Source organism: Pseudomonas sp. R28(2017) (assembly GCF_002112505.1).
GTDB lineage: Bacteria > Pseudomonadota > Gammaproteobacteria > Pseudomonadales > Pseudomonadaceae > Aquipseudomonas.
The window spans coordinates 1-22,420 of record NZ_NEHW01000020.1 but is presented as its reverse complement, the minus strand read 5'-3'; the positions used below and the strand labels follow the sequence as shown (position 1 = coordinate 22,420).

21 protein-coding genes and 1 other RNA gene are annotated in these 22,420 nt (G+C 63.8%); 8 read left to right on the top strand and 14 right to left on the bottom strand.

Translation table 11 applies throughout. The features are described from left to right. Positions 1-197: 197 nt before the first annotated feature. Positions 198-2,123, bottom strand: a complete 1,926-nt coding sequence (gene dnaK / locus CAF78_RS25420; RefSeq protein WP_085677200.1) for a molecular chaperone DnaK — start codon at positions 2,121-2,123, stop codon at positions 198-200. Positions 2,124-2,225: 102 nt separating this feature from the next. Continuing rightward, positions 2,226-2,780 (bottom strand): nucleotide exchange factor GrpE, encoded by a 555-nt coding sequence (gene grpE / locus CAF78_RS25415; RefSeq protein WP_085677199.1) that lies wholly within the window; start codon positions 2,778-2,780, stop codon positions 2,226-2,228. 191 nt (positions 2,781-2,971) lie between these two features. Between grpE and recN the strand changes: the two genes are divergently transcribed. Further along, on the top strand, positions 2,972-4,645 hold the full coding sequence (gene recN, locus CAF78_RS25410; protein ID WP_085677198.1) for a DNA repair protein RecN: 1,674 nt from the start codon (positions 2,972-2,974) through the stop codon (positions 4,643-4,645). Positions 4,646-4,835: 190 nt separating this feature from the next. Here recN and fur read toward each other — a convergent pair whose 3' ends face one another. Next, on the bottom strand, positions 4,836-5,240 hold the full coding sequence (gene fur, locus CAF78_RS25405) for a ferric iron uptake transcriptional regulator (RefSeq protein WP_008096237.1): 405 nt from the start codon (positions 5,238-5,240) through the stop codon (positions 4,836-4,838). Between the two features lie 97 nt (positions 5,241-5,337). Here fur and CAF78_RS25400 point away from each other — a divergent pair, with 97 nt between their 5' ends. Continuing rightward, a complete protein-coding gene (locus tag CAF78_RS25400; protein WP_085677197.1) occupies positions 5,338-5,871 on the top strand; it encodes an outer membrane protein assembly factor BamE in 534 nt (177 codons plus the stop codon). A gap of 61 nt (positions 5,872-5,932) precedes the next feature. Here CAF78_RS25400 and CAF78_RS25395 read toward each other — a convergent pair whose 3' ends face one another. Together CAF78_RS25395 and CAF78_RS25390 are read right to left on the bottom strand one after the other, a co-directional pair. Next, positions 5,933-6,223, bottom strand: coding sequence for an RnfH family protein (locus tag CAF78_RS25395; protein ID WP_085677196.1), 291 nt, complete (start codon positions 6,221-6,223; stop codon positions 5,933-5,935). After that, positions 6,216-6,650: a type II toxin-antitoxin system RatA family toxin gene (locus CAF78_RS25390; protein WP_085677249.1), complete on the bottom strand. Its 435-nt coding sequence runs from the start codon at positions 6,648-6,650 to the stop codon at positions 6,216-6,218. The genes CAF78_RS25395 and CAF78_RS25390 overlap by 8 nt, the downstream gene beginning before the upstream one ends. A 163-nt stretch (positions 6,651-6,813) precedes the next feature. Here CAF78_RS25390 and smpB point away from each other — a divergent pair, with 163 nt between their 5' ends. After that, on the top strand, positions 6,814-7,296 hold the full coding sequence (gene smpB, locus CAF78_RS25385; protein ID WP_003249914.1) for an SsrA-binding protein SmpB: 483 nt from the start codon (positions 6,814-6,816) through the stop codon (positions 7,294-7,296). A gap of 123 nt (positions 7,297-7,419) precedes the next feature. On the opposite strand, the gene CAF78_RS25380 is transcribed toward smpB, so the two are convergent. After that, positions 7,420-8,187 carry an FCD domain-containing protein gene (locus CAF78_RS25380; protein WP_085677195.1) on the bottom strand — a complete coding sequence of 256 codons (768 nt, stop codon included), beginning with the start codon at positions 8,185-8,187 and terminating at the stop codon, positions 7,420-7,422. 257 nt (positions 8,188-8,444) lie between these two features. Between CAF78_RS25380 and CAF78_RS25375 the strand changes: the two genes are divergently transcribed. From CAF78_RS25375 to ssrA, 5 genes are all read left to right on the top strand, one after another. Beyond that, positions 8,445-10,115, top strand: coding sequence for a lactate permease LctP family transporter (locus tag CAF78_RS25375; protein WP_085677194.1), 1,671 nt, complete (start codon positions 8,445-8,447; stop codon positions 10,113-10,115). A 63-nt stretch (positions 10,116-10,178) separates the two neighbouring features. Continuing rightward, complete coding sequence (gene lldD / locus CAF78_RS25370) at positions 10,179-11,324, top strand: FMN-dependent L-lactate dehydrogenase LldD (RefSeq protein WP_085677193.1); 1,146 nt, start codon at positions 10,179-10,181, stop codon at positions 11,322-11,324. Positions 11,325-11,399: 75 nt separating this feature from the next. Beyond that, positions 11,400-14,210: an FAD-binding and (Fe-S)-binding domain-containing protein gene (locus tag CAF78_RS25365; protein WP_085677192.1), complete on the top strand. Its 2,811-nt coding sequence runs from the start codon at positions 11,400-11,402 to the stop codon at positions 14,208-14,210. A gap of 201 nt (positions 14,211-14,411) precedes the next feature. Continuing rightward, entirely contained in the window at positions 14,412-14,705 is a 294-nt protein-coding gene (locus CAF78_RS25360) for a hypothetical protein (protein ID WP_060509394.1), read from the top strand. Between the two features lie 102 nt (positions 14,706-14,807). Next, positions 14,808-15,199: a transfer-messenger RNA gene (ssrA, locus tag CAF78_RS25355) on the top strand. A 95-nt stretch (positions 15,200-15,294) separates the two neighbouring features. On the opposite strand, the gene CAF78_RS25350 is transcribed toward ssrA, so the two are convergent. The 8 genes from CAF78_RS25350 to CAF78_RS25315 form a co-directional block, all read right to left on the bottom strand. After that, complete coding sequence (locus tag CAF78_RS25350) at positions 15,295-16,155, bottom strand: AraC family transcriptional regulator (protein WP_085677191.1); 861 nt, start codon at positions 16,153-16,155, stop codon at positions 15,295-15,297. A 158-nt stretch (positions 16,156-16,313) separates the two neighbouring features. Continuing rightward, the gene (locus tag CAF78_RS25345) at positions 16,314-18,263 is read right to left on the bottom strand and encodes a response regulator (RefSeq protein WP_085677190.1); all 1,950 of its coding nucleotides are present in this window, start codon (positions 18,261-18,263) and stop codon (positions 16,314-16,316) included. Further along, a complete protein-coding gene (locus tag CAF78_RS25340; protein WP_085677189.1) occupies positions 18,253-19,116 on the bottom strand; it encodes a sensor histidine kinase KdpD in 864 nt (287 codons plus the stop codon). The genes CAF78_RS25345 and CAF78_RS25340 overlap by 11 nt, the downstream gene beginning before the upstream one ends. Further along, on the bottom strand, positions 19,109-20,119 hold the full coding sequence (locus CAF78_RS25335) for an ATP-binding protein (protein WP_085677248.1): 1,011 nt from the start codon (positions 20,117-20,119) through the stop codon (positions 19,109-19,111). The genes CAF78_RS25340 and CAF78_RS25335 overlap by 8 nt, the downstream gene beginning before the upstream one ends. After that, positions 20,116-20,520, bottom strand: a complete 405-nt coding sequence (locus CAF78_RS25330) for an anti-sigma regulatory factor (protein ID WP_085677188.1) — start codon at positions 20,518-20,520, stop codon at positions 20,116-20,118. Before CAF78_RS25330 ends, CAF78_RS25335 begins: the two co-directional genes overlap by 4 nt. Continuing rightward, entirely contained in the window at positions 20,517-20,879 is a 363-nt protein-coding gene (locus tag CAF78_RS25325) for an STAS domain-containing protein (protein WP_085677187.1), read from the bottom strand. The genes CAF78_RS25330 and CAF78_RS25325 overlap by 4 nt, the downstream gene beginning before the upstream one ends. 3 nt (positions 20,880-20,882) lie before the next feature. After that, entirely contained in the window at positions 20,883-21,734 is an 852-nt protein-coding gene (locus CAF78_RS25320; RefSeq protein WP_085677186.1) for an STAS domain-containing protein, read from the bottom strand. A 120-nt stretch (positions 21,735-21,854) separates the two neighbouring features. Continuing rightward, a complete protein-coding gene (locus CAF78_RS25315; RefSeq protein WP_256576950.1) occupies positions 21,855-22,253 on the bottom strand; it encodes a hypothetical protein in 399 nt (132 codons plus the stop codon). Positions 22,254-22,420 lie beyond the last annotated feature (167 nt).

Genomic DNA, 22,420 nt, shown 5'->3' with positions numbered 1-22,420 from the left:
AGGTCATTTGCACCTTGTGGGGCGTCCGGCATCTGCGCCGCGCCATCAGCACCTGCCTGCAAACCACGAGTGGCACGGACAAATGCTGTAAAAAATCTCGAATTCCAGATACGCCAACGCGGGAGCAAGCCCCCGCGCGGCGACATCCTACCAGTTCACCGGCACAAGCCGGTGAACGGGTCGACAACATGCAACGATTACTTCTTGTCGTCGCCTTTCACTTCTTCGAACTCGGCGTCAACCACGTCATCGTGCTTGGCTTCCGGCTCGGCTTGCTGCGCGCCGCCCTGAGGCTGTTCGGCCTGCTGCTCGGCGTACATCTTCTGAGCAACCGGAGCCGAAACCTTGGACAGCTCTTCGACCTTGGCGTCGATGGCGGCCTTGTCGTCGCCTTTGACAGCGGCTTCCAGGGCAACTACGGCCGCTTCGATCGCGGTTTTCTCTTCAGCAGTGACCTTGTCACCGGCGTCAGCGACCATCTTGCGAGTCGAGTGCACCAGTGCGTCACCCTGGTTACGGGCAGCGGCCAGCTCTTCGAACTTGCGGTCTTCCTCGGCGTTGGCCTCGGCGTCACGCACCATGCGCTCGATTTCTTCGTCCGACAGGCCGGAGTTGGCCTTGATCACGATCGACTGAGCCTTACCGGTGGCCTTGTCTTTGGCGCCGACGTGCAGGATGCCGTTGGCGTCGATGTCGAAGGTCACTTCGATCTGCGGTACGCCACGTGGCGCTGGCGGAATGTCAGCCAGGTCGAACTTGCCCAGCGACTTGTTCTGCGCAGCCTGCTTGCGCTCACCTTGCAGCACGTGAATGGTCACGGCGCCCTGGTTGTCGTCGGCAGTCGAGAACACCTGCGACTTCTTGGTCGGGATGGTGGTGTTCTTCTCGATCAGCGCGGTCATCACGCCACCCATGGTTTCGATACCCAGGGTCAGCGGGCTGACGTCCAGCAGCAGTACGTCTTTCACGTCACCGGCCAGTACGGCGCCCTGGATGGCAGCACCCATGGCCACGGCTTCGTCCGGGTTGACGTCCTTGCGCGCTTCCTTGCCGAAGAAATCGGCAACGGCCTTCTGCACCATCGGCATACGGGTCTGGCCACCGACCAGGATCACGTCGTCGATCTTGCTGGCGTCGATGCCGGCGTCTTTCAGGGCGATGCGGCAAGGCTCGATGGTACGTTGAACCAGATCTTCTACCAGCGACTCCAGCTTGGCGCGGGAGATCTTCACGTTCAGGTGCTTAGGACCGGTGGCATCTGCAGTGATGTACGGCAGGTTGACGTCGGTCGACTGAGCGGAGGACAGCTCGATCTTGGCCTTTTCAGCGGCTTCTTTCAGGCGCTGCAGAGCCAGTGGATCGTTCTTCAGGTCCATGCCGGACTCTTTCTTGAACTCGTCGACGAGGTAGTCGATCAGGCGCATGTCGAAGTCTTCGCCACCCAGGAAGGTGTCGCCGTTGGTGGCCAGCACTTCGAACTGGTGCTCGCCATCAACTTCGGCGATTTCGATGACCGAAACGTCGAAGGTACCGCCACCCAGGTCATAAACGATGACAGTGTGGTCGCCCTTGGCCTTGTCCATGCCGTAGGCCAGCGCAGCGGCGGTCGGTTCGTTGATGATGCGCTTCACGTCCAGACCAGCGATGCGACCGGCGTCTTTGGTGGCCTGGCGCTGGCTGTCGTTGAAGTAAGCCGGAACGGTGATGACCGCTTCGGTAACTGGCTCGCCGAGGTAGTCTTCGGCGGTCTTCTTCATTTTCTTCAGGACTTCGGCGCTGATCTGAGGTGGCGCCATGTCCTTGCCAGCGGCCTGTACCCAAGCGTCGCCGTTACCGCCCTTGACGATCTTGTACGGCACCAGCTTGATGTCTTTCTGCACGACGTCTTCTTCGAAGCGGCGGCCGATCAGGCGCTTCACGGCGAACAGGGTGTTGTGCGGGTTGGTCACAGCCTGGCGCTTGGCCGACTGACCGACCAGGATTTCGCCGTCGTTAGCGTAGGCCACGATCGAAGGGGTAGTACGCGCGCCTTCGGCGTTTTCGATGACCTTGACGTTACCGTTTTCCAGAATGGAGACGCACGAGTTGGTGGTCCCCAGGTCAATACCGATGATTTTGCCCATGTTATCTCTCCCGAAACTTGAATTTGGTGGCAGCGGCTACTGCTGGCCAACTGCGGTAATACTTGAACGCTTGACACCTAGATGGGGATGCCCCGACAGATTTCAAGCCTTCTCATCGATAGAAGGTTGCGGGGCTGCCGGTGCCTTGCTCACCACCACCATGGCGGGGCGCAGCAGGCGACCGTTGAGCAGGTAGCCCTTCTGGAACACGTTGAGCACGCTGTTCGGCTCGACGTCGGCGCTTTCCTGCATGGCCATCGCCTGGTGGTGCTCGGCGTTGAATGGCTGGCCGTGCGGGTCGATGGCTTCGAGGTTGTAGCGCTTCAGGGTGTCCTGGAACATCTTCAGGGTCAGCTCGACGCCATCACGGATGGTCTTGACCTGTTCGTCATCAGCATTGGAGTGCGCCAGGGCCAGCTCCAGGCTGTCGATCACCGGCAGCAGGTCGCCAGCGAACTTCTCGAGGGCGAACTTGCGCGCCTTGTCGACTTCCTGCTCAGCGCGGCGAATGCTGTTCTGCGCTTCTGCAGCGACACGCAGGGACTGATCCTTGGCGGCGGCCAGCTGCTCCTCGAGCTCCTGAACGCGGGCGCCGTTATCCACTGCACCAGCCTCTTCGGCGTTAAGGTCTTTTTCATTCAGCTGTTCGTCAGCCATGAGTTCTCTCCTGGGCAATTTCTGTTGTACGAGCAAAGCTCGCCGTGTCTGCCGGCTATATGGGGCCGGAAAAACCAGCTTCAAGGGGCAAGCGGGTTTTGCAGGCCGCAACAGAATCCGCCAGAGGGCATTGGCAGGGCCGAAAAAAGTACTGTATAAATAACCAGACCTGAACTTCGGGAGCCGCCCCCATGCTGGTGCACCTGTCCATTCACAACTACGCCATCGTCGAGCACCTCGACCTCGAAATCGCCCGTGGCATGTCGGTCATCACCGGCGAGACCGGTGCGGGCAAGTCGATCATGCTCGACGCCCTCGGCCTGGCCCTCGGCGACCGCGCCGACAGTGGCGTGGTGCGCCCCGGCACCGACAAGGCGGACATCCTTGCCACGTTCGACCTGGTGGACATCCCCGAAGCCCATGCCTGGCTGGCCGAACGCGATTTGGACAACGACGGGTTGTGCATCCTGCGCCGGGTCATCACCGCCGAAGGCCGCAGCCGTGGCTACATCAACGGCACCCCCTGCCCGCTCGGCGACCTCAAGGCGCTGGGCGAGCTGCTGATCGACATCCACAGCCAGCATGAACACCAGTCGCTGCTCAAGACCGATACCCACCGCCGCCTGGTGGACGAATACGCCGGCGCCATCGACCTGGCCCGCCAGGTGCAACTTGCCGCCAAGCGCTGGAACCAGACCCGCCTTGAGCTCGAGCGACTGAGCAATTCCGGCGACGAGCAACGCGCCCGCCACCAGCTGCTCAGCTATCAGCTTGAAGAGCTCGACAACCTCGGCCTGGGCGAAAACGAACTGGAGCACCTGGAGCAGGAGCACAAGAACCTGACCAACGCCGAAGCCCTGTTCGGCATCTGTCGCCAGGTCATCGACCAGTGCAGCGAGAGCGATTCGGGCAACGTGCTCAGCGCCCTCACCTCCAGCCTCAACCGCCTCGGCGCTGCAGCGAACGCTCCGCGCGCGCTGGGTGAGGCCGCGAACATGATCGCCAGCGCACAGATCCAGGTAGAAGAAGCGATGGGCGAACTCAACCGCTTCCTCGACAATTTCGATGCCGACCCCATGCGCCTGCAAGCACTGGAAGAGCGCCTCGACACAATCTATACCCTGGCGCGCAAGCACCGCGTGCACCCCACCGAGCTGCCGCACCTGCAGCAACAGCTGATGGACGAACTGGAAGGCCTGAACGCCAGCGATGAGTCGATCGAGCGCCTGGGCGAGGAGCTTGGCGCCTTTGCCCAGCACTATAAAGAGAAGGCATTGGAGCTGAGCGCCTTGCGCCAGCAGGCGGCCAAGCAGCTGGCCGTGGCCGTGGAGCAGGAAATCCAGCGCCTGGGCATGCCGGGTGGCCGGTTCTGCATCGAGCTCACACCCAACGAAGGCCACGACCTGTCGCCGCACGGCCTGGAGCAGATCGAACTGCTGGTCAGCGCCAACCCTGGGCAGCCACTCAAGGGCCTGGCCAAGGTAGCGTCCGGCGGCGAGCTGTCGCGTATCAGCCTGGCGATCCAGGTGATCACGGCGCAAACCTCGCGCATTCCAACCCTGGTGTTCGACGAAGTGGACGTCGGCATCGGCGGCCCGACGGCCGAAATCGTTGGGCAGCTGCTGCGCCGCCTGGGCGAGCGCGGCCAGGTACTGACCGTGACGCACCTGCCGCAGGTTGCGGCGCAAGGGCACCATCACCTGTTCGTGCACAAGGTGCGTAACAGCGACACCACCCATACCGCGGTGGCCAGCCTGGGCAAGCGCGAGCGGGTCGAGGAAGTGGCGCGGATGCTCGGCGGCATTGACCTGACCAAGGAATCCCTGGCGCATGCGCGCAAGATGGTGGTTTCCGGCAAGGCTTGAGATCTTCTTCGCCCCCATTCGCGGGCAAGCCCGCCCCCACAGGACGCTCAAAGACTTCAAGGCTTGTGCAGTACTTGCGGGAGCGGGCTTGCCCGCGAAGAGGCCGGAACAAGCAGTGCATCTTCTGCCAGCCTCTAAAGCACAAAGGCGACCCGAAGGTCGCCTTTGTCATTCATAACGCGCTAAATCGTTACTTTTTCTTACGCACATACAGGACCAGGTTGTGGTCCACGAGCTCGTAGCCATGCTCGGCCACGATCTCTTTCTGGCGACGCTCGATTTCAGCGTCCATGAACTCGATCACTTCGCTGGTCTCCACGTTGACCATATGGTCGTGGTGACCGCCGTCAGCCAGCTCGAACACCGCGTGGCCGCCGTCGAAGTTGTGGCGTACCACCAAGCCAGCCGCTTCGAACTGGGTCAGTACGCGATAGACGGTTGCCAGACCGACGTCCTCGCCAGCCTCCATCAGCGCCTTGTAGACATCCTCGGCGCTCATGTGACGTTGCTCGGTAGAGTCGAGCATTTGAAGGATCTTGACTCGAGGCAGTGTCACCTTGAGACCGGCTTTGCGCAATTCGCTATTTTCAACCATGGTCAGCTTTCTCGCCGATGCTGCTTCGCAGCTTCTCTTAATACGGGTATGATCGGGGTTTACGTTGTCCAGCCAAGATAGTGGAAGTCGCCCACCGATGCAAAACACCAAGCTCTTGCTAAACAGCCTCGCCCTCGCGGGACTGCTCGCACTCGCCGGTTGCTCGTTTCCCGGGGTTTACAAAATCGACATCCAGCAGGGCAATGTCGTCACGCAAGACATGATAGACCAATTACGCCCCGGAATGACCCGTCGGCAAGTAAGGTTTATCATGGGTAACCCGCTGCTTCAGGACACCTTCAACACCAACCGTTGGGATTATCTGTACAGCCTGCAGCCGGGTGGCGGCAAACGCCAGCAGGAACGCATGAGTATCTTCTTCAACGACAGCGACCAACTGGTCAGCCTGTCCGGCGACTTCATGCCAGGCGTGAGCCGCGACCAGGAAATCCTCGGTGGCAGCAGCGACACGACTGTCAGCCCGAGCGCCCAGCCAGAGCAGGCCAAGCCGCAGCCGGAAGAGAAACCGGCCAAGCCAGGCTCGACGGAAGAGTCCATCCAGCGCGAGATCGACACCATCGAGACCACCCCGGTGCCGACCCCGGCACCGCTGGAAACCTCACCGCAGTAATTGCCGGCCAGATGAAAAAGCCCGGACCATGGTCCGGGCTTTTTATTGCCAGCCAGTTCAGCTAGCGCTTGGCCTTGGCCTGTGCAGCACGCTGCCTGCGCGCCTCTTTCGGGTCGAGCAATAGAGGCCGGTAGATCTCCAGGCGATCCCCTTCCTCGACCACGCGCTCGTGCGCATCCGCCACCTGCTTGCCGAAAATACCCACAGGGCATTGCTCGACATCCAGCCCGCCGACCTGCGCGGCAATCCCGCACAAGCGCAGCGCTTCACGCACGCTTGCCCCATCCGGCACTTCACAGGCCAACAGCCACTGGCGCTCGGCCGTGGCGTAGGCCACTTCGACCTTAACCATTGAGCTGCTTGGCACGCTGGCAGAACGCATCCACCAGGGTATTGGCCGCCTGGTTGAACAGCGGCCCGAGCGTGGCACGCACGATCGCGCCGGCGTAGTCGAAGGTCAGGTCCAGGCTGATCTTGCAGGCTTTGTCACCGAGCGGTTTGAACACCCACAGGCCATGCAGCTGGGTGAACGGCCCCTCTTCCAGGTACATCTCGATGGACTGCCCCGGCACCAGCACATTGCGGGTGACGAACTGCTGGCTCATGCCGCCCTTGGCCACTTCCAGCTTCGCCCGCATGTGCGTGTCGCTGGCCTCGATCACTGTCGACGCCGAGCACCACGGCAGAAATTCAGGGTAACTGGCCACATCATTGACCAGATCGTAGAGCGCCTGGGCAGGGTACGGCAGCAGGGCGGAGCGTTGAATATGGGTAGTCATCCAGGCGTCACTTCCAAGGCTGGTTGGCGGCGCTTCGCAGCGTGCCGAAAACAGGTTCTGTGCATAGAACAGGCCTTGTATTGTCCGGTATTCATTGCAGTGGCTCAAGCACACCGAAATCCCATAGCCGATCACGCGATGACTTGCCTATAATGCCGCCCCTATGGCTAAACAAAAGAAACATCCGACCGGGACCATCGCGCAAAACAAAAAGGCGCGACACGATTACTTCATCGAACACAAGTTCGAGGCCGGGCTGGTCCTGTCCGGTTGGGAAGTAAAAAGCCTGCGGGCCGGCAAGGCGCACCTGACCGACAGCTACGTGCTGCTCAAGGATGGCGAAGCCTGGCTGTTCGGCAGCCACATCACCCCGCTGACTACCGCCAGCACCCACGTCATCGCCGACCCCACGCGCACCCGCAAGCTGCTGCTGAACAAGCGCGAGCTCGAGCGCGTGGAGGCCGCCGTGGCGCAGAAGGGCTACACCTGCGTGGCCCTGGCGCTGTACTGGAGCAAGCACCTGATCAAGTGCGAGATCGCGCTTGGCAAGGGCAAGAAGGAGTTCGACAAGCGCGACACCATGCGCGAACGCGACTCCAACCGCGAGCTGCAGCGTGCGGTGCGGAACAAGGGCAAGGAAGAGTAATCACTCTTTAAGCCTGTTCCGGCCTCTTCGCGGGCAAGCCAGCTCCCACAGGACTGCACTGGGCCTGAAATTTGCTCAGTACTTGTGGGAGCGGGCATGCCCGCGAAGAATCCAGCACCGATCTCAACGCCCGCTGCGCCGCTCTGCCCGTGCCACCCGCTGGGCTTCATCCTGCGCCTCTTCCAGCACCTCCTGCACATACAGAATGTGCCGGCTGGACACCTCCCGCGCATCTTCCGCCCTGCCCTCGACAATCGCCAGGTACAACTCGCGGTGCTGACTGATCAGCATGTCGCGTGTTTCCGTACGCTGCTGATACATGCCTCCGATGTTGGTCACCACGTTGCGCTTTAGCAGGTCGAACAAGCCACGGATCGTATGCAGCAACACCGCGTTGTGGCTGGCCTCGGCAATCGCCAGGTGGAAGCGCGCATCGGCCGCGCCCTCCTCCGCCCGCGTCACCTCGTCAGCGCGCGCATAGCAATCCTGCAAGGTATCGAACGCCGCCTTCAGCCGCGCACGATCCGGCTCGGTGGCACGCTGGGCCGCGTAATAGGCGCATGACGCCTCCAGGGTATGGCGAAACTCAAGCAGGTCGCGCTGCGCCTCGGCACTGTGCTCGAGCAACTGCAGCAACGGGTCGCTGAAGGTCGAACCGAGCGATTCAGCCACGTAGTTGCCGCCACCCTGGCGGCTCACCAGCAGACCCTTGGCCACCAGCTTCTGGATCGCCTCACGCAGTGACGGGCGCGACACACCGAACTGTTCGGCCAGGACGCGCTCGGCCGGCAGCCGCTGCCCAGAGGTCAGCGTGCCTTCCAGAATCATCCCTTCCAACCGATCGACGATGTCGTCGGACAGGCGCCGTTGGCGGACCTGATCAAAAACCATCACATGCTCTCCACAAAACCCCCGGCCAATTTCAGGGGGTGCCTATTCTCGCCGATCCACGCCGCGCCAGCACGCATCAGCCGATGATTTTCACAAGGCTCCAGGCGCCCGTTCATCGACCCACGACCAAAGTTTTGCACAGGACAAATTGACACACCCACGACAGCGCTTTTAACCTAGCGACCAGCCATTGTAAATTGGTCTTACCAATTATCCAATGCCAGTGCCTGACCAACAACAATTAGGGGCCACCCCATATGCAAACCTGGCAACAACTCTATACCCCGCTCGGTAGTCTCGGCCTGTCCGCGCTGGCGGCGGTCATCCCCATCGTGTTCTTCTTCCTGGCCCTGGCCGTGTTCCGTCTCAAAGGCCACGTGGCTGGCAGCATCACCCTTGCCCTGTCGATCCTGGTGGCGATCTTCGCCTTCCAGATGCCTGTCGACATGGCCCTGGCTGCCGCAGGGTACGGCTTCCTTTACGGCCTCTGGCCAATTGCCTGGATCATCGTTGCCGCGGTGTTCCTGTACAAACTCACGGTCAAGAGCGGCCAGTTCGAAGTGATCCGCAGCTCGGTGCTGTCGATCACCGACGACCAGCGCCTGCAGGTGTTGCTGATCGGCTTCTGCTTCGGTGCCTTCCTCGAAGGCGCGGCCGGCTTCGGCGCCCCGGTGGCCATCACCGCCGCGCTGCTGGTGGGCCTGGGCTTCAACCCGCTGTACGCCGCCGGCCTGTGCCTGATCGCCAACACCGCACCGGTCGCCTTCGGCGCCCTGGGCATCCCGATCATCGTGGCCGGCCAGGTCACCGGCATCGACGCCTTCCACATCGGCGCCATGACCGGCCGCCAGCTGCCGCTGCTGTCGCTGTTCGTACCGTTCTGGCTGGTGTTCATGATGGACGGCCTGCGCGGCGTGAAAGAAACCTGGCCCGCGGCCCTGGTCGCCGGCCTGAGCTTTGCCGTGACCCAGTACTTCACCTCGAACTTCATCGGCCCTGAACTGCCGGACATCACCTCGGCCCTGGCCAGCCTGATCTGCCTGACGCTGTTCCTGAAAGTCTGGCAGCCCAAGCGCGCCTTCGCCGAAGCCAAAGGCAGCGTCGGCGCCGCCGTGGTGCAGCCAAGCGGCAGCCAGCCGACCCCATACAGCTTCGGCGAGATCTTCAAGGCCTGGTCGCCGTTCCTGATCCTGACCGTGCTGGTCACCATCTGGACCCTGAAACCGTTCAAGGCGGCCTTCGCCCCGGGCGGCGCGATGTACAACTTCGTGTTCAACTTCGCCATCCCGCACCTCGACCAGCTGGTGATCAAGACCGCGCCGATCGTCACCGCGCCGACTGCCATGCCAGCGGTGTTCAAGCTCGACCCGATCTCCGCCACCGGCACCGCGATCTTCCTTTCGGCGCTGATCTCCATGTGGGTGCTGAAGATCAACTTCAAAACTGGTCTGACCACTTTCAAGGAGACCTTCTGGGAACTGCGCTGGCCGATCCTGTCGATCGGCATGGTGCTGGCCTTCGCCTTCGTCACCAACTACTCGGGCATGTCGTCGACCATGGCCCTGGTGCTGGCCGGCACGGGCGCCGCGTTCCCGTTCTTCTCGCCGTTCCTCGGCTGGCTGGGCGTGTTCCTGACCGGTTCCGACACCTCGTCCAACGCCCTGTTCAGCTCGCTGCAGGCCACCACCGCGCACCAGATCGGGGTCAACGACACCCTGCTGGTTGCCGCCAACACCAGTGGCGGCGTGACCGGCAAGATGATCTCGCCGCAGTCGATCGCCGTGGCCTGCGCCGCCACCGGCCTGGTCGGCAAGGAATCCGACCTGTTCCGCTTCACCGTCAAGCACAGCCTGTTCTTCGCCACCATCGTCGGCCTGATCACCTTGATCCAGGCCTATTGGCTGACCGGCATGCTGGTTCATCACTAAAGTGAAAGGGGCCGGGCGCCCTGACGCGCCCGGCATCTCCTTCAACCCACGCTGCGAGAATCCATGATCATTTCCGCCTCCACCGACTATCGCGCCGCGGCCCAACGCAAGCTGCCTCCCTTCCTCTTCCACTACGCCGACGGCGGCGCCTACGCCGAGCACACCCTGCGCCACAACGTCTCGGACCTGGCCAGCATCGCCCTGCGCCAGCGCGTGCTGAAGAACATGTCCGAACTCAGCCTCTCCACCCGCCTGTTCGACGAAACCCTCAGCATGCCCGTGGCCCTGGCCCCGGTCGGCCTCACCGGCATGTACGCCCGGCGCGGCGAAGTGCAGGCGGCGCGTGCGGCGGCGGCCCACGGCATTCCGTTCACCATGTCGACCGTATCGGTGTGCCCGATCGAAGAAGTGGCGCCTGCCATCGACCGGCCGATGTGGTTCCAGCTGTACGTGCTCAAGGACCGCGGCTTCATGCGCAACGCGCTGGAGCGGGCCAAGGCCGCCGGCGTGAAGACCCTGGTGTTCACCGTCGACATGCCGGTGCCCGGCGCCCGCTACCGCGACGCCCACTCTGGCATGAGCGGCGCCAACGGCCCGATGCGCCGCGTGCTGCAGGCCATGACCCACCCCGAGTGGGCGTGGGATGTTGGCGTGATGGGCCGCCCGCATGATCTGGGCAACATCTCCAAGTACCGTGGCAACCCCACCGGCCTTGCCGACTACATCGGTTGGCTGGGCAACAACTTCGACCCGTCCATTTCGTGGAAGGACCTGGAGTGGATCCGCGAATTCTGGGACGGCCCGATGATCATCAAGGGTATCCTCGACGCCGACGACGCCCGCGACGCGGTCAAGTTCGGTGCCGACGGCATCGTCGTGTCCAACCACGGCGGCCGCCAGCTCGACGGCGTGCTGTCCAGTGCCCGCGCCCTGCCGGCGATTGCCGATGCGGTAAAAGGTGATTTGAAGATCCTCGCCGACTCCGGCATCCGCAGCGGCCTCGACGTGGTGCGCATGATCGCCCTCGGCGCCGACAGCGTGCTGATCGGCCGCGCCTTCCTCTGGGCCCTGGCCGTGCATGGCCAGGCCGGGGTGAAGAACCTGCTCGAACTGTTCGAGAAGGAAATGCGCGTGGCCATGGTGCTGACCGGCGCCAAGTCGATCAGCGAGATCACCCGCGACTCGCTGGTCCGCGAACTGGGCGCCTGAGCGCCCGCCTACGATACCGCCTGAATGACCGGGGCACGCCGCGCGCCAGACGCCGCGGCCCCGCGAGGAGATTGCATGAGCCTGCCTGCTGCGTTCCTGCGTGATGTCGAGCGCCTGATCCCCGCCGAACGCCGTTTCGACGACCCGACCTCCACCCTGGCCTTCGGCACCGACGCCAGCTTCTACCGGCTGATCCCCAAGCTGGTGGTGCGCGTCGAGTCCGAGGACGAAGTGGTCGGGCTGATTCAACTGGCCCAGCGCGAATGCGTGCCGGTGACCTTCCGCGCCGCCGGCACCAGCCTGTCCGGCCAGGCCATCAGCGACTCGGTGCTGATCGTCCTCGGCGACAACTGGGGGGGTAAAGAAATCCGCGGCCAGGGCGAGCAGATCCGCCTGCAACCCGGTGTCATCGGCGCCCAGGCCAACGCCTGGCTGGCCCCCTACGGGCGCAAGATCGGCCCCGACCCGGCCTCGATCAACGCCTGCAAGATCGGCGGTATCGTCGCCAACAACGCCAGCGGCATGTGCTGCGGCACCGCGCAGAACACCTACCACACCCTCGCCGGCCTGCGCCTGGTGCTGGCCGACGGCACCCGCCTCGACAGCGAAGACCCCGCCAGTGTCGCAGCCTTTGCAAACAGCCACGGCGAACTGCTCGAAGCGCTGGCCCGCCTGGGCCGCGAAACCCGCGCCAACACCGAACTGGCCAACCGCATCCGGCACAAGTACCGGCTGAAGAACACTACCGGCCTGTCACTCAACGCACTGGTGGACTACGACCAGCCGCTGGATATCCTGCAGCACCTGCTGGTCGGCTCCGAAGGCACCCTGGGCTTCATCAGCGCCGTCACCTACGACACCGTGCCCGACCACCCGCACAAGGCCAGCGCCCTGCTGGTGTTCCCCAGCGTGGAAAGCTGCTGCCGCGCCGTCACCGTGCTCAAGCGCCAGCCCGTGTCCGCCGTGGAGCTGCTCGACCGCCGCAGCCTGCGTTCGGTGCAGAACATGCCGGGCATGCCACTGTGGGTAAAAGGCCTGTCAGACAACGCCTGCGCCTTGCTGATCGAATCCCGCGCTGCCAGCCAGAGCCTGCTGCACGAACAGCTGCAACAGGTGATGGCCTCGATCGCCGACTACCCGCTGGAACAGAAGGTCGAGTTCAGCGAAGACCCGGCCGTGTACAACCAGCTGTGGAAAATCCGCAAGGACACCTTCCCCGCCGTCGGCGCCGTGCGCCAGACCGGCACCACGGTGATCATCGAAGACGTCACCTTCCCCGTCGAGCAACTGGCCGAAGGCGTCAACCGCCTGATCCAGCTGTTCGACAAGCACCACTACGACGAAGCGATCATCTTCGGCCACGCGCTGGAAGGTAACCTGCACTTCGTCTTCACCCAGGGCTTCAACAGTGCCGAGGAAGTCGCGCGCTACCAGGCCTTCATGGACGACGTCGCGCAGCTGGTGGCCGTCGAGTTCGGCGGCTCGCTCAAGGCCGAGCACGGCACCGGCCGCAACATGGCACCCTTCGTCGAGCTGGAATGGGGCCATGACGCCTACCAGCTGATGTGGAAGCTCAAGCGCCTGCTCGACCCCAACGGCATCCTCAACCCCGACGTGGTGTTGAGCGAAGACCCAGACATCCACCTGAAAAACCTCAAGCCGCTGCCTGCCGCCGACGAGATCGTCGACAAGTGCATCGAGTGCGGCTTCTGCGAACCGGTTTGCCCCTCCAAAGGCCTGACCCTCAGCCCACGCCAGCGCATCGTCATGTGGCGCGACATCCAGGCAAAGAAGCGCGCCGGCGTCGACACCCGCGAGCTGCTGCAGACCTACCAGTACCAGGGCATCGACACCTGCGCCGCCACCGGCCTGTGCGCCCAGCGCTGCCCGGTGGGCATCAATACCGGCGAGCTGGTGAAGAAGCTGCGCAGCCAGGCCGCCGACCACGCCAAGACCGCCGACTGGCTGGCCGAGCATTTTCACACAGCCCTGGGTGGCGCCCGCTTCACCCTGACTGCCGCCAACACCGCCCGCAAACTGCTCGGCGCCCCACGCCTGGGGCGCCTCAGTGCATCATTGAGCAAGGCCAGCAAAGGCCGCCTGCCGCAATGGACCCCGGCCATGCCGCAGCCATTGCGCACCATGGACTTTGGCCCGGCGAGCAACGATGCGCGGCCTCGCGTGGTCTACCTCGCCGCTTGTGTTTCACGGGTAATGGGCCCCGCCTACGCCGACCGCGAGCAAAGCTCGCTGCTCGACAAGACCCGCACCCTGCTGGAAAAGGCCGGTTACCAGGTAGTGTTCCCGGACAACGCCGACGGCCTATGCTGCGGCCAGCCGTTCGCCTCCAAAGGCTATGCCGAGCAGGCCGAGCACAAGCGCCAGGAGCTGATCAACGCCCTGCTCCACGCCAGCCGCGGCGGCCTCGACCCGATCTATTGCGACACCAGCCCCTGCACCCTGCGCCTGGTACAAGACCTGGGCGAAACCCGGCTGGACCTGTACGACCCGGTGCGCTTCATCCGCACCCACCTGGTCGACAAGCTGGAGTTCACCCCCCAGGACGAACCGGTGGCCGTGCACGTGACGTGCAGCACCCAGCATCTGGGTGAAAGCCAGGCGCTGATCGACCTGGCACGCCGTTGCAGCAAGCAGGTGGTAGTGCCGGAAGGCATTCACTGCTGCGGCTTCGCTGGCGACAAGGGTTTCACCACACCCGAGCTCAACGCTCATTCGCTGCGCAGCCTGAAGGACGCGGTGCAATATTGCAGCGAAGGCATCTCCACCAGCCGTACCTGCGAAATCGGCCTGTCGAGCCATAGCGGCATTGACTATCACGGCCTGGTCTACCTGGTAGACCGCGTCACCCGCCCGCGCAGCATCTGACCCTCGATAACTGGCGGGCGGCGCAAACCCTGTGGGAGCGGGCGCGCCCGCGAACACGGGCGAAGCCCGTGCCATCCACCGCAGCGCCTGCTTCGCGGGCACGCCCGCTCCCACAAGCCATCACTCCAATGGAACCCTCGCCAAACCCCGGCAGTCCACCCTTACAGGCCCACCTCCCAGCGGCCATAAAAGGAGACACCCATGAAAGGTACCGCGCTTTCGGCCCTCTTCGCGGCCGCTACCCTCCTGGCATCCCCGGCCTTCGCCGCCGATGACCTGTGCACCGCCAACCTGCAGAAGATCGACGACAGCATGGCCACCGCCGGCGCCACCTCCGAAGGCCTGGACAAAGCCCTCACCGAACAGGTCGACAAGGCCAAGGCCGCCCAGGCGTCCGGTGACACCAAAGGCTGCATCGCCATCACCAGCAAGGTGCTGGAGCGCCTGGAAAAAACCGAGAAAGGCAGCGGTTCGGCCGGCGGCAGCGGAGCTTGAGCCCTCGCTGCGCGGGCGACAGGACCGGCTGTCGACGTCGCCCGCGCAATGGCGTATACTCCGCCTCACGTGCCGTAAGGTGCGTTAGCCAAGAGCTAGTGTGGGGCCGATCAGGATTCGACGCCGGTAGCGAAACTCTAGGTGCATGCCGAGTTGGTAACAGAACTCGTAAATCCACTGTTGCAACTTTCTATAGTTGCCAATGACGAAAACTACGAGGGCTACGCTCTCGCTGCGTAAGCAGCTGAGCCCGCTCTCCTGGTAGCTTCGGCTCCAGCAATCATCAGGGGATGCCTGTAAACCCGAAATGATTGTCATACAGAACAGGATCGTCGTGTAGCACGTTGGGGGCAAAGCGACTAAAACTTACCCAACTCATCCAAAGCACCCTGCCCGTCGGGCGGCTGCGGATTAAATCAGTAGACACGGCTAAGCATGTAGTACCGACAGCGGAGTACTGGCGGACGGGGGTTCAAATCCCCCCGGCTCCACCAAATCCAAAAAAAGAAGACGCCCTTGGGCGTCTTTTTTTGTGTCTAAAATCTTCCGACGTCGTAACACGCTGTTACGCTGAAAATCAGATTTAACCCTACTGCAGCGGGACATAGATATCCGTCTGCCACTCGTCCATCGGCGTCTCAGGAAAGACGCTCAGATAATGAAAGAACAGCGGGTGGTCACGGAGTTCTTCGTTGCTGCCGGGCAGCCAGTCGCGATAGATCGGATAGATGCTCTCGCCGATGTGATCGGGCGAGCCGGTGTGACGAACGACCACACAGCGGCCGCCGGGAATGATCAGCTCGCGGACGCCGTAGTCGTTCGGCGCCACGGCCCCGTCGATCTCGCCGCAGATATCAAAGCGAAATGCTTGCGCTGGCGTTGTGTCGGGGTTGCCGTATGGAATGCCGAAGGTACGGCTCGCGCCTACCGGCGACTGCCCGCTGCCCATGCGCCACTGGATGAATTGGCGCACACTCTCGTCAAGCTGCGCGGGAGGGCCGCGGTGCTCGAGGGCGGCGACCCGGACTTCGGCGAAATCGACCATCCGTACCTGCATGGTAATGCTCCTGGAAAAGTGGGGAACAGCGAAAACCGCATGCCAGGCCTGCCAGTTCGGCTGCCGTCGAAAGGCGCTGGGCGTCATGCCGAAGTCCCTTCGAAAGGCCCGGCTGAATGCCTCGGGGCTGTCGAAGCCGGCGTCGAGCGAGGCGTCCAGCACCGAGCATTCACCGGACGCCAGGCGATGCGCCGCACGCCGCAGGCGCATCAGCTGCACATAACGTGCAACCGGCACACCCACATAGGCGGTGAACTGCCGATGGAAGTGAAACGCCGAAAAATGCGCCACCTCGCTCAGCGTGCTCACCGAGAGGTCACCCTCAAGATGGCCATCGATGTAAGCAAGCACGGCATCGAAGCGTTTGGCGTAGACAGTCGGAATATCGGGCACCGGGCGCAAGCTCCTGGTTATGCGGTCCGCGACAGGTTCACTCAACGCGGTGAAGGCGTGCCTAGCAGGACTTGCTCAGTTAACGCCTGTGGCGGAGCGTTTGCCCCTGATGTCGTGGTGGTCGTTGATGCGGGTATGCGTACGCCGGAACTCAGGCTTTACCCTCGCCCTGCGCCTAGCGCCCGCCTCACTTTCTCCAACAACTCACCCAAGCGGAATGGCTTCACCAGCATATCCATGCCTTCCCCCAGAAACGCCTGCCGGTCCAGCGCCTCATCGGCATACCCGGTCATGAACAAAACCGGCAACCCGGGCCTATAGGTCCTGGCCATGTCCGCCAACTCGCGCCCACTCAAGGTCGGCAACCCGACATCGGTCAACAGCAAATCCGGCCCCGGTTCCTGCCGCAACTGTTCAAGCGCTTCATCGATGGTCGATGCCAATGTGCAGCGGTACCCCGCGTCGGTCAGCGCTTCGGCCACCGACAAGCGCACCGAAGCCATGTCCTCGACAATCAGCACATGCTCACCATTGCCCTGCGCGTCTTCTGCTGCCTCACGGTGCGGGGCCACAGCGCAGTCGCCGGTGGCGGGCAACATCAGGGTAACCTCGGTGCCCTGGCCCAGCACACTGTGCAGCGCCACATGCCCACCCGACTGGCGGGCAAAGCCATAGATGGTCGACAGCCCCAGCCCTGTGCCCTGCCCCACCGGCTTGGTGGTGAAGAACGGGTCGAACACCTTGTCCAGCAGCGCCGTTTCGATCCCGCAGCCATCGTCACGCACCGTCACCGACACATAAGACCCGTCACGCAGGTTCGGGTCACCGTGGACCAGCGCCGTGCAGGTGGTGACCCAGATATGCCCGCCCTTGGGCAAGGCATCGCGGGCGTTGATCACCAGGTTGAGCACGGCGCTTTCCAGCTGCACCGGGTCGACCAGGGCGATGGCCGACTGATCGGACAGATCCAGGTTGAGGATGATGCGCTCGCCAATGGTCCGTGCGAGCAAAACCTCCAGCGAGCGGATGTGCTGGTTGACGTCCACCGGGCGAGTATCCAGCGGCTGCTGGCGGGCGAAGGCAAGCAGGCGGTGAGTCAGCACGGCGGCGCTGCTGGCCGAGCCCAGCGCCGCCTCGATGTACTTGGGGACCTTTTCCGTGCGCCCTTCAGTGACGCGCTTGCGGATCAGTTCGAGGCTGGTGATCACGCCGGTCAACAGGTTGTTGAAGTCGTGGGCGATGCCCCCGGTGAGGCTGCCCAAGGCATCCATTTTCTGCAGCTGCAACAGCTGGGCTTCGGTGCGGGCGTGCTCCGCCACTTCCTTGGCCAACTGTGTGGTGGCATCGTCCAGCCGGGCCAGGTGAAAGCGCTCGCGGTGGCGATGCTCGGTCACATCCTCGACAAAGACCAGGCAAAGGCCGGGGGTACGGTAAGGTGACAGCTGCCACTCGGTGTCGCGTGGCTGGCCGTGCACCAGCATGCCCAACTGGCCCTTCCAGCGCTCGCCCGAGCCGATGTGTTCGCGCAACTCGCACAGCGCGGCGTCCTGCTGGCTGGCAAAGCATTCGCGCAGGTACTCGGGGTGGTGATTGTCCTGCACGAGCTGGACGAAGGCCGTGTTGCACTCGTGCACCTTGAGCTCGGCGTCGAGCACCGCAATGGGCGCCGACACGCCGCGGAAAATCTCCTGAAAGCGCGCCTCGCTCTCGCGCAGAGCCCGTTCGCTGTCGCGCACGCGCAGCAGGGTGCGCAGGGTGGCCAGCAAGACGTCCGGGTCCACGGGGTGAATCAGGTAAGCATCGGCGCCGGCATTCAGGCCGGTGATGATGTCGCCGCTCTGGATCGACGCTGCCGACACATGAATCACCGGCAGCAAGGCGGTGCGGGCGTCCTCGCGCAGCAGGCGGACAATATCGAAACCGCTCATGTCAGGCAGGTTGACGTCGAGGATGAGCGCGTCTATCTGCTGCTCACGGATCAGCGCCAGCCCTTCGCCGCCGGTGCCCGCTTCAAGCACCTCGTAACCCTGCACGCCCAGCCGCCGGCGCAACGCGTAGCGGGTGGCCGCGTTGTCGTCGACGATCAGCAGGCGCAGGTCAGGTTTCATCGGCATTCTCCTGGGCCAGGGCCAGCGGAATGATCACGTAGAAGCAGGAGCCGACCCCAGGCTCGCTGGTCACGCCCACCTCGCCGCCCAGCAGCAGGGCGAAGCGCTTGCACAGCGACAGGCCCAGGCCGGTGCCGCGCAGGCGTTTCTGCAAGGGCGAATCGACCTGGGCGAAGTCCTCGAACAAGGTGTTCAGCAGCCCGCCCGGGATGCCGATGCCGGTGTCGCTGACGGCGAAGCGGATCTGGTCCTCGCCTTGCAGCCGGGCCGAAACGCGTACCTCCCCGCGGGCGGTGAACTTCAACGCATTGGCAATGAAGTTGCGCAGGATTTGCGCCAGCTTCTTGTCGTCGGTGTACAACCTGGGCAGGCCCACCGGCTCCTCGAAGATCAGGTCCACCGCGCTGCCTTCGACAATCGGCCGGAACATACCGCGCAAGGCGGCGAACAGGTCGAGCATGTCGAACCAGGCCGGCGAGATGGTGATGCGCCCGGCCTCGATCTTGGCCAGGTCGAGCAGGTCGTCGACCATGTCCGACAGCTCGCGGGTGGCGGTGCTGACGAACGCCACCTGGCGGTGCTGCTCTTCGGACAACGGGCCGTCCAGCTCGTCGGCGAGCAGGCTGGTGATGCTCAGGATCGAGCCCAGCGGGGTGCGGAACTCGTGGCTCATGTAAGACAGGAAGCGGCTTTTCAGGTCCGAGGCCTGGCGCAGCTGTTCGGCCTGGATGTCCAGCTCGGCATACAGCGCCAGCACACCCTGGTTGGTCTCTTCGAGTTCTGCGCGCAGGGCGTCGTTTTCGGCCTGCAGGCGGGCCACCAGTGCCGCCTGGTCGGTTACGGGTTCAGCCATGGGAGGGCTCCAGGTCGACGACCAGTACCGTCACGTCATCCCGACCTCGGCAGAAGTCACGGTGCAGCACGGTCGCGATCACGGCCGGGTGGCGATGCACCAGGCCAGGGTAGTCTTCAAGTTTCCAGCGCGATTGCAGGCCGTCGCTGTACAGGATCAGCAAGTTGCCGTTCACCTGAGCGTAGTCGAACACCTGGGCCTTGCGGTACTGCCCGCCGACGATGCCCGGGTGCGAGGCCAGGCCACGGGCGTGCACGCCGTCGATCAGGCTGGCGCCGATGTTGCCGATACCGGTGAAGGCCAGGCGGTTGTGGCTGGCGTCATGCTGGGCGACGGCCACGGCACCGCCACGGGTTCCCGTCATGGCCTGGTGCAGGCGCCCGATCAGCAGCAACGGGTCGAGGAACGGCTCGGCAGCGAACGCCCTGGCACCGGCCTGCGCGGCGGTTTCGGCGTCAGGGCCGTGGCCCAGGCCATCCACCAGCAGGGCACTGAGGCGGTTGCCGTCGATTGCCACATGCCAGGTGTCGCCGCAGGCCGGGTCGTCATGCAGGGCATGGTGACTGACGCCGATACGAACATCAGCGTCGGCGCTGTGGCGCCGGTACAAGCGCGCCAGGATCACCGAGCCGCGCTCATCGGTGTGCACGTCGAACACCTGGGCCAGGCGCGCTATCGCGCCCAGGCCGATGCCTTGGGTGCCGCCGGTGGAATAGCCATCGGCCAGGCAGGTTGCGGTATCGAAGCCCTGCGCGCGGTCAACGGCCAGCAGTTCGATACCGCAGCCGTGGGCACCGGGCACCGCGCGCAGGTGCAGTTCACCGCGCTGCGCATGCTTGAGCACATTGCTGCCGAGCTCGGTGGCCAGCAGTGCCACGCGCCCGGCGTCCTCGCCATCGAAGCCTTGCTGCTCGGCCAGTTTCTGCGCCATGCGCCGTGCGTGGCCGACCTGGCTGCTGTCTTCGAGTGGCAGCACCTGCGTACGGCTGGCGTGGATGTTCATGCCCATCGTGTGATCGTCACCCGTGTGCCCTCGCCAGGAGCGGTATCCAGCTCGAACTCATCGACCAGGCGCCGGGCACCGGTCAGGCCCAGGCCCAGACCGTTGCCGGAGGTCCAGCCGTCGGTCAGCGCCAGCTTGATGTCGGGAATGCCGGGGCCTTCATCGCGGAACACCAGGCGCAAGCCCGTGCGCCCTGCCTCTTCCAGCACCTGCCAGTCCATGTCGCCGCCACCGCCGTAGACCACGGTGTTGCGGGCCAGTTCGCTGACGGCAGTGACCAGCTTGGTCAGGTCGACCAGGCGCATGCCGCATTCACCGGCGAGCTTGCGGGCCAGCTGGCGGGCCAGCACCACATCCTGCTCGATACGTACCGGCAGGCTGCCACTGTCCTGGGCACTCATGCGCGCCTCACAGTCTGGCGAAGCCGTTGCATGCCACGCTCGACGTTCAGCGCGGTACTGACACCCGGCAAGGTGAGGCCCAGTTCGACCAGGGTGATGGCCACTGCCGGCTGCATGCCCACCAGCATCACCTGGGCATCCATCAGCCGCGACAGGCTGGCGATGTCGGCGATCATCCGGCCGATGAACGAGTCGACCATGTCGAGCGCGGAAATATCGATCAACAGGCCACGGGCCGAAGTGCTGCTGATGCGGTCGGTAAGGTCATCCTGCAGGCGCATGGCCAGCTCGTCATGCATGTCGACCTGAATGGTCACCAGCAGGAATTCGCCCATTTGCAGGATCGGTATGCGTTCCATGGCCTATACCCGCTCGGCCAGGCTCACACCCAGGCGCGACAAGGCCAGTTTCAAGGCGTCGGCAAGGTTGGCCTTGGTGGTCAGGGTGCCCAGGTCCAGCCCCAGGTGCACGATGGTCTGGGCAATCTGCGGGCGCACGCCACTGATGATGCAATCGGCGCCCATCAGGCGGATCGCGGTGACCGTCTTGAGCAGGTGCTGGGCTACCAGGGTGTCGACGGTCGGCACACCGGTGATGTCGATGATGGCGATTTCCGAACCTGTGTCGACGATGCGTTGCAGCAGCGATTCCATCACGGTCTGGCTGCGTTGCGAGTCCAGTGTACCGATCAACGGCAATGCCAGCACACCGTCCCACAGCTTCACCACCGGCGTGGACAGCTCCAGCAGCTCTTCCTGCTGGCGCTTGATCACCGCTTCGCGCGTCTTCTGGTAGGTGCGGATGGTGTGCATGCCCAAGTTGTCGAGCAGTTCGGAGACGACCCACAGCTGCTCGGCCAAGCGTGCGGGTTCGTTGCTGTAGTGGGCCTGCAGCAAGCCGAACAGCGGGCCCTTGAGGGCGAAGATGAAATACACCGTCTGGTGCGAGTCATGCCCTAGCTGGGCCCGGCTGGCAGAGAGTCTTTCCAGGAACCGGCGGATTTCGTCCCACCCTGCCGCGCCAATGTCGTTGCCGCTGTCTGCCTGCAGGCCTTCGATCAGCAGTTGCAGGAACTCGCGGGTTTCCTGGCCGAGCGTCTGATCCTTGAGGTTGCGGGCGGCGCCGCTGGCTTCCAGGCTTGAAACCCACTCATTGAGCACCTGTGCCTGGTTGGTCTTGATTGCGTCCAACGTGCTGCCGTGCAGTGCTGCCATGTGCCTTTCGCTCCTGTGCGTTAAGGCCGGTATCCCCATGACATCGCCGGCCTGCAGAAAATGACATCTGCGCTTTCAAATAGTTGTGGGGCACAGGAAAGATAGTTGCAATAAGCCAGCTTAGCGCGCGGTTTGCAGTACCGCGGTCGGCAACGGACGGCTCAATAGCGCACCGACGAACACGGCGAATACCAGTGCTGCGCAGCCGGCACACAGCAGCATCGCCTGGAACCCGCCCATGAAGGCCTGCCGGGTGAGCGGCGCGAGGGTTTCGCGCAGGCCCGGTTCGACCAACGCCAGCGCTGCTGGCATATCACCCGCCGCAACGCGTGTGGCCATGGCAGCGACATTGCCCAACTGCCCGGGCGCCACCTGCTGCAGCGCGTGTCGCAGCAATTGCTCGCCACGCGTAGCCAGCACACCACCGAAAATACCGATGGCGAGCACAATGGCAGCAAACCGGGTGGTGGTGCTCAGCCCGGATGCCATGCCGGTACGCGCCCGCGGCACACAGGCCATGATGTTCTTTTGCGTATCCCCATTCAGCAGCCCTGCACCCGCCCCCAACACCAGGCTGGCCAGGGCAAACGCGACATACCCCCCAACCCCCACAACCCCGGCACACAACCGATTCCCCCCCCCCCCCCACACCAACCCCAAGGCCAAAACCCTCCCCCGGGCCAAAA

What these genes read in the sequence shown, in the direction of transcription:
- CAF78_RS25335 (WP_085677248.1), bottom strand. Translation starts at nt 20,119, where the DNA reads ATGAACATCCACGCCAGCCGTACGCAGGTGCTGCCACTCGAAGACAGC.
- CAF78_RS25340 (WP_085677189.1), bottom strand. Translation starts at nt 19,116, where the DNA reads ATGGCTGAACCCGTAACCGACCAGGCGGCACTGGTGGCCCGCCTGCAG.
- CAF78_RS25360 (WP_060509394.1), top strand. Translation starts at nt 14,412, where the DNA reads ATGAAAGGTACCGCGCTTTCGGCCCTCTTCGCGGCCGCTACCCTCCTG.
- CAF78_RS25365 (WP_085677192.1), top strand. Translation starts at nt 11,400, where the DNA reads ATGAGCCTGCCTGCTGCGTTCCTGCGTGATGTCGAGCGCCTGATCCCC.
- CAF78_RS25380 (WP_085677195.1), bottom strand. Translation starts at nt 8,187, where the DNA reads ATGGTTTTTGATCAGGTCCGCCAACGGCGCCTGTCCGACGACATCGTC.
- CAF78_RS25330 (WP_085677188.1), bottom strand. Translation starts at nt 20,520, where the DNA reads ATGAGTGCCCAGGACAGTGGCAGCCTGCCGGTACGTATCGAGCAGGAT.
- CAF78_RS25345 (WP_085677190.1), bottom strand. Translation starts at nt 18,263, where the DNA reads ATGAAACCTGACCTGCGCCTGCTGATCGTCGACGACAACGCGGCCACC.
- CAF78_RS25315 (WP_256576950.1), bottom strand. Translation starts at nt 22,253, where the DNA reads ATGGCCTGTGTGCCGCGGGCGCGTACCGGCATGGCATCCGGGCTGAGC.
- lldD (WP_085677193.1), top strand. Translation starts at nt 10,179, where the DNA reads ATGATCATTTCCGCCTCCACCGACTATCGCGCCGCGGCCCAACGCAAG.
- CAF78_RS25400 (WP_085677197.1), top strand. Translation starts at nt 5,338, where the DNA reads ATGCAAAACACCAAGCTCTTGCTAAACAGCCTCGCCCTCGCGGGACTG.
- grpE (WP_085677199.1), bottom strand. Translation starts at nt 2,780, where the DNA reads ATGGCTGACGAACAGCTGAATGAAAAAGACCTTAACGCCGAAGAGGCT.
- fur (WP_008096237.1), bottom strand. Translation starts at nt 5,240, where the DNA reads ATGGTTGAAAATAGCGAATTGCGCAAAGCCGGTCTCAAGGTGACACTG.
- dnaK (WP_085677200.1), bottom strand. Translation starts at nt 2,123, where the DNA reads ATGGGCAAAATCATCGGTATTGACCTGGGGACCACCAACTCGTGCGTC.
- CAF78_RS25320 (WP_085677186.1), bottom strand. Translation starts at nt 21,734, where the DNA reads ATGGCAGCACTGCACGGCAGCACGTTGGACGCAATCAAGACCAACCAG.
- recN (WP_085677198.1), top strand. Translation starts at nt 2,972, where the DNA reads ATGCTGGTGCACCTGTCCATTCACAACTACGCCATCGTCGAGCACCTC.
- CAF78_RS25390 (WP_085677249.1), bottom strand. Translation starts at nt 6,650, where the DNA reads ATGACTACCCATATTCAACGCTCCGCCCTGCTGCCGTACCCTGCCCAG.
- CAF78_RS25325 (WP_085677187.1), bottom strand. Translation starts at nt 20,879, where the DNA reads ATGGAACGCATACCGATCCTGCAAATGGGCGAATTCCTGCTGGTGACC.
- CAF78_RS25395 (WP_085677196.1), bottom strand. Translation starts at nt 6,223, where the DNA reads ATGGTTAAGGTCGAAGTGGCCTACGCCACGGCCGAGCGCCAGTGGCTG.
- CAF78_RS25375 (WP_085677194.1), top strand. Translation starts at nt 8,445, where the DNA reads ATGCAAACCTGGCAACAACTCTATACCCCGCTCGGTAGTCTCGGCCTG.
- smpB (WP_003249914.1), top strand. Translation starts at nt 6,814, where the DNA reads ATGGCTAAACAAAAGAAACATCCGACCGGGACCATCGCGCAAAACAAA.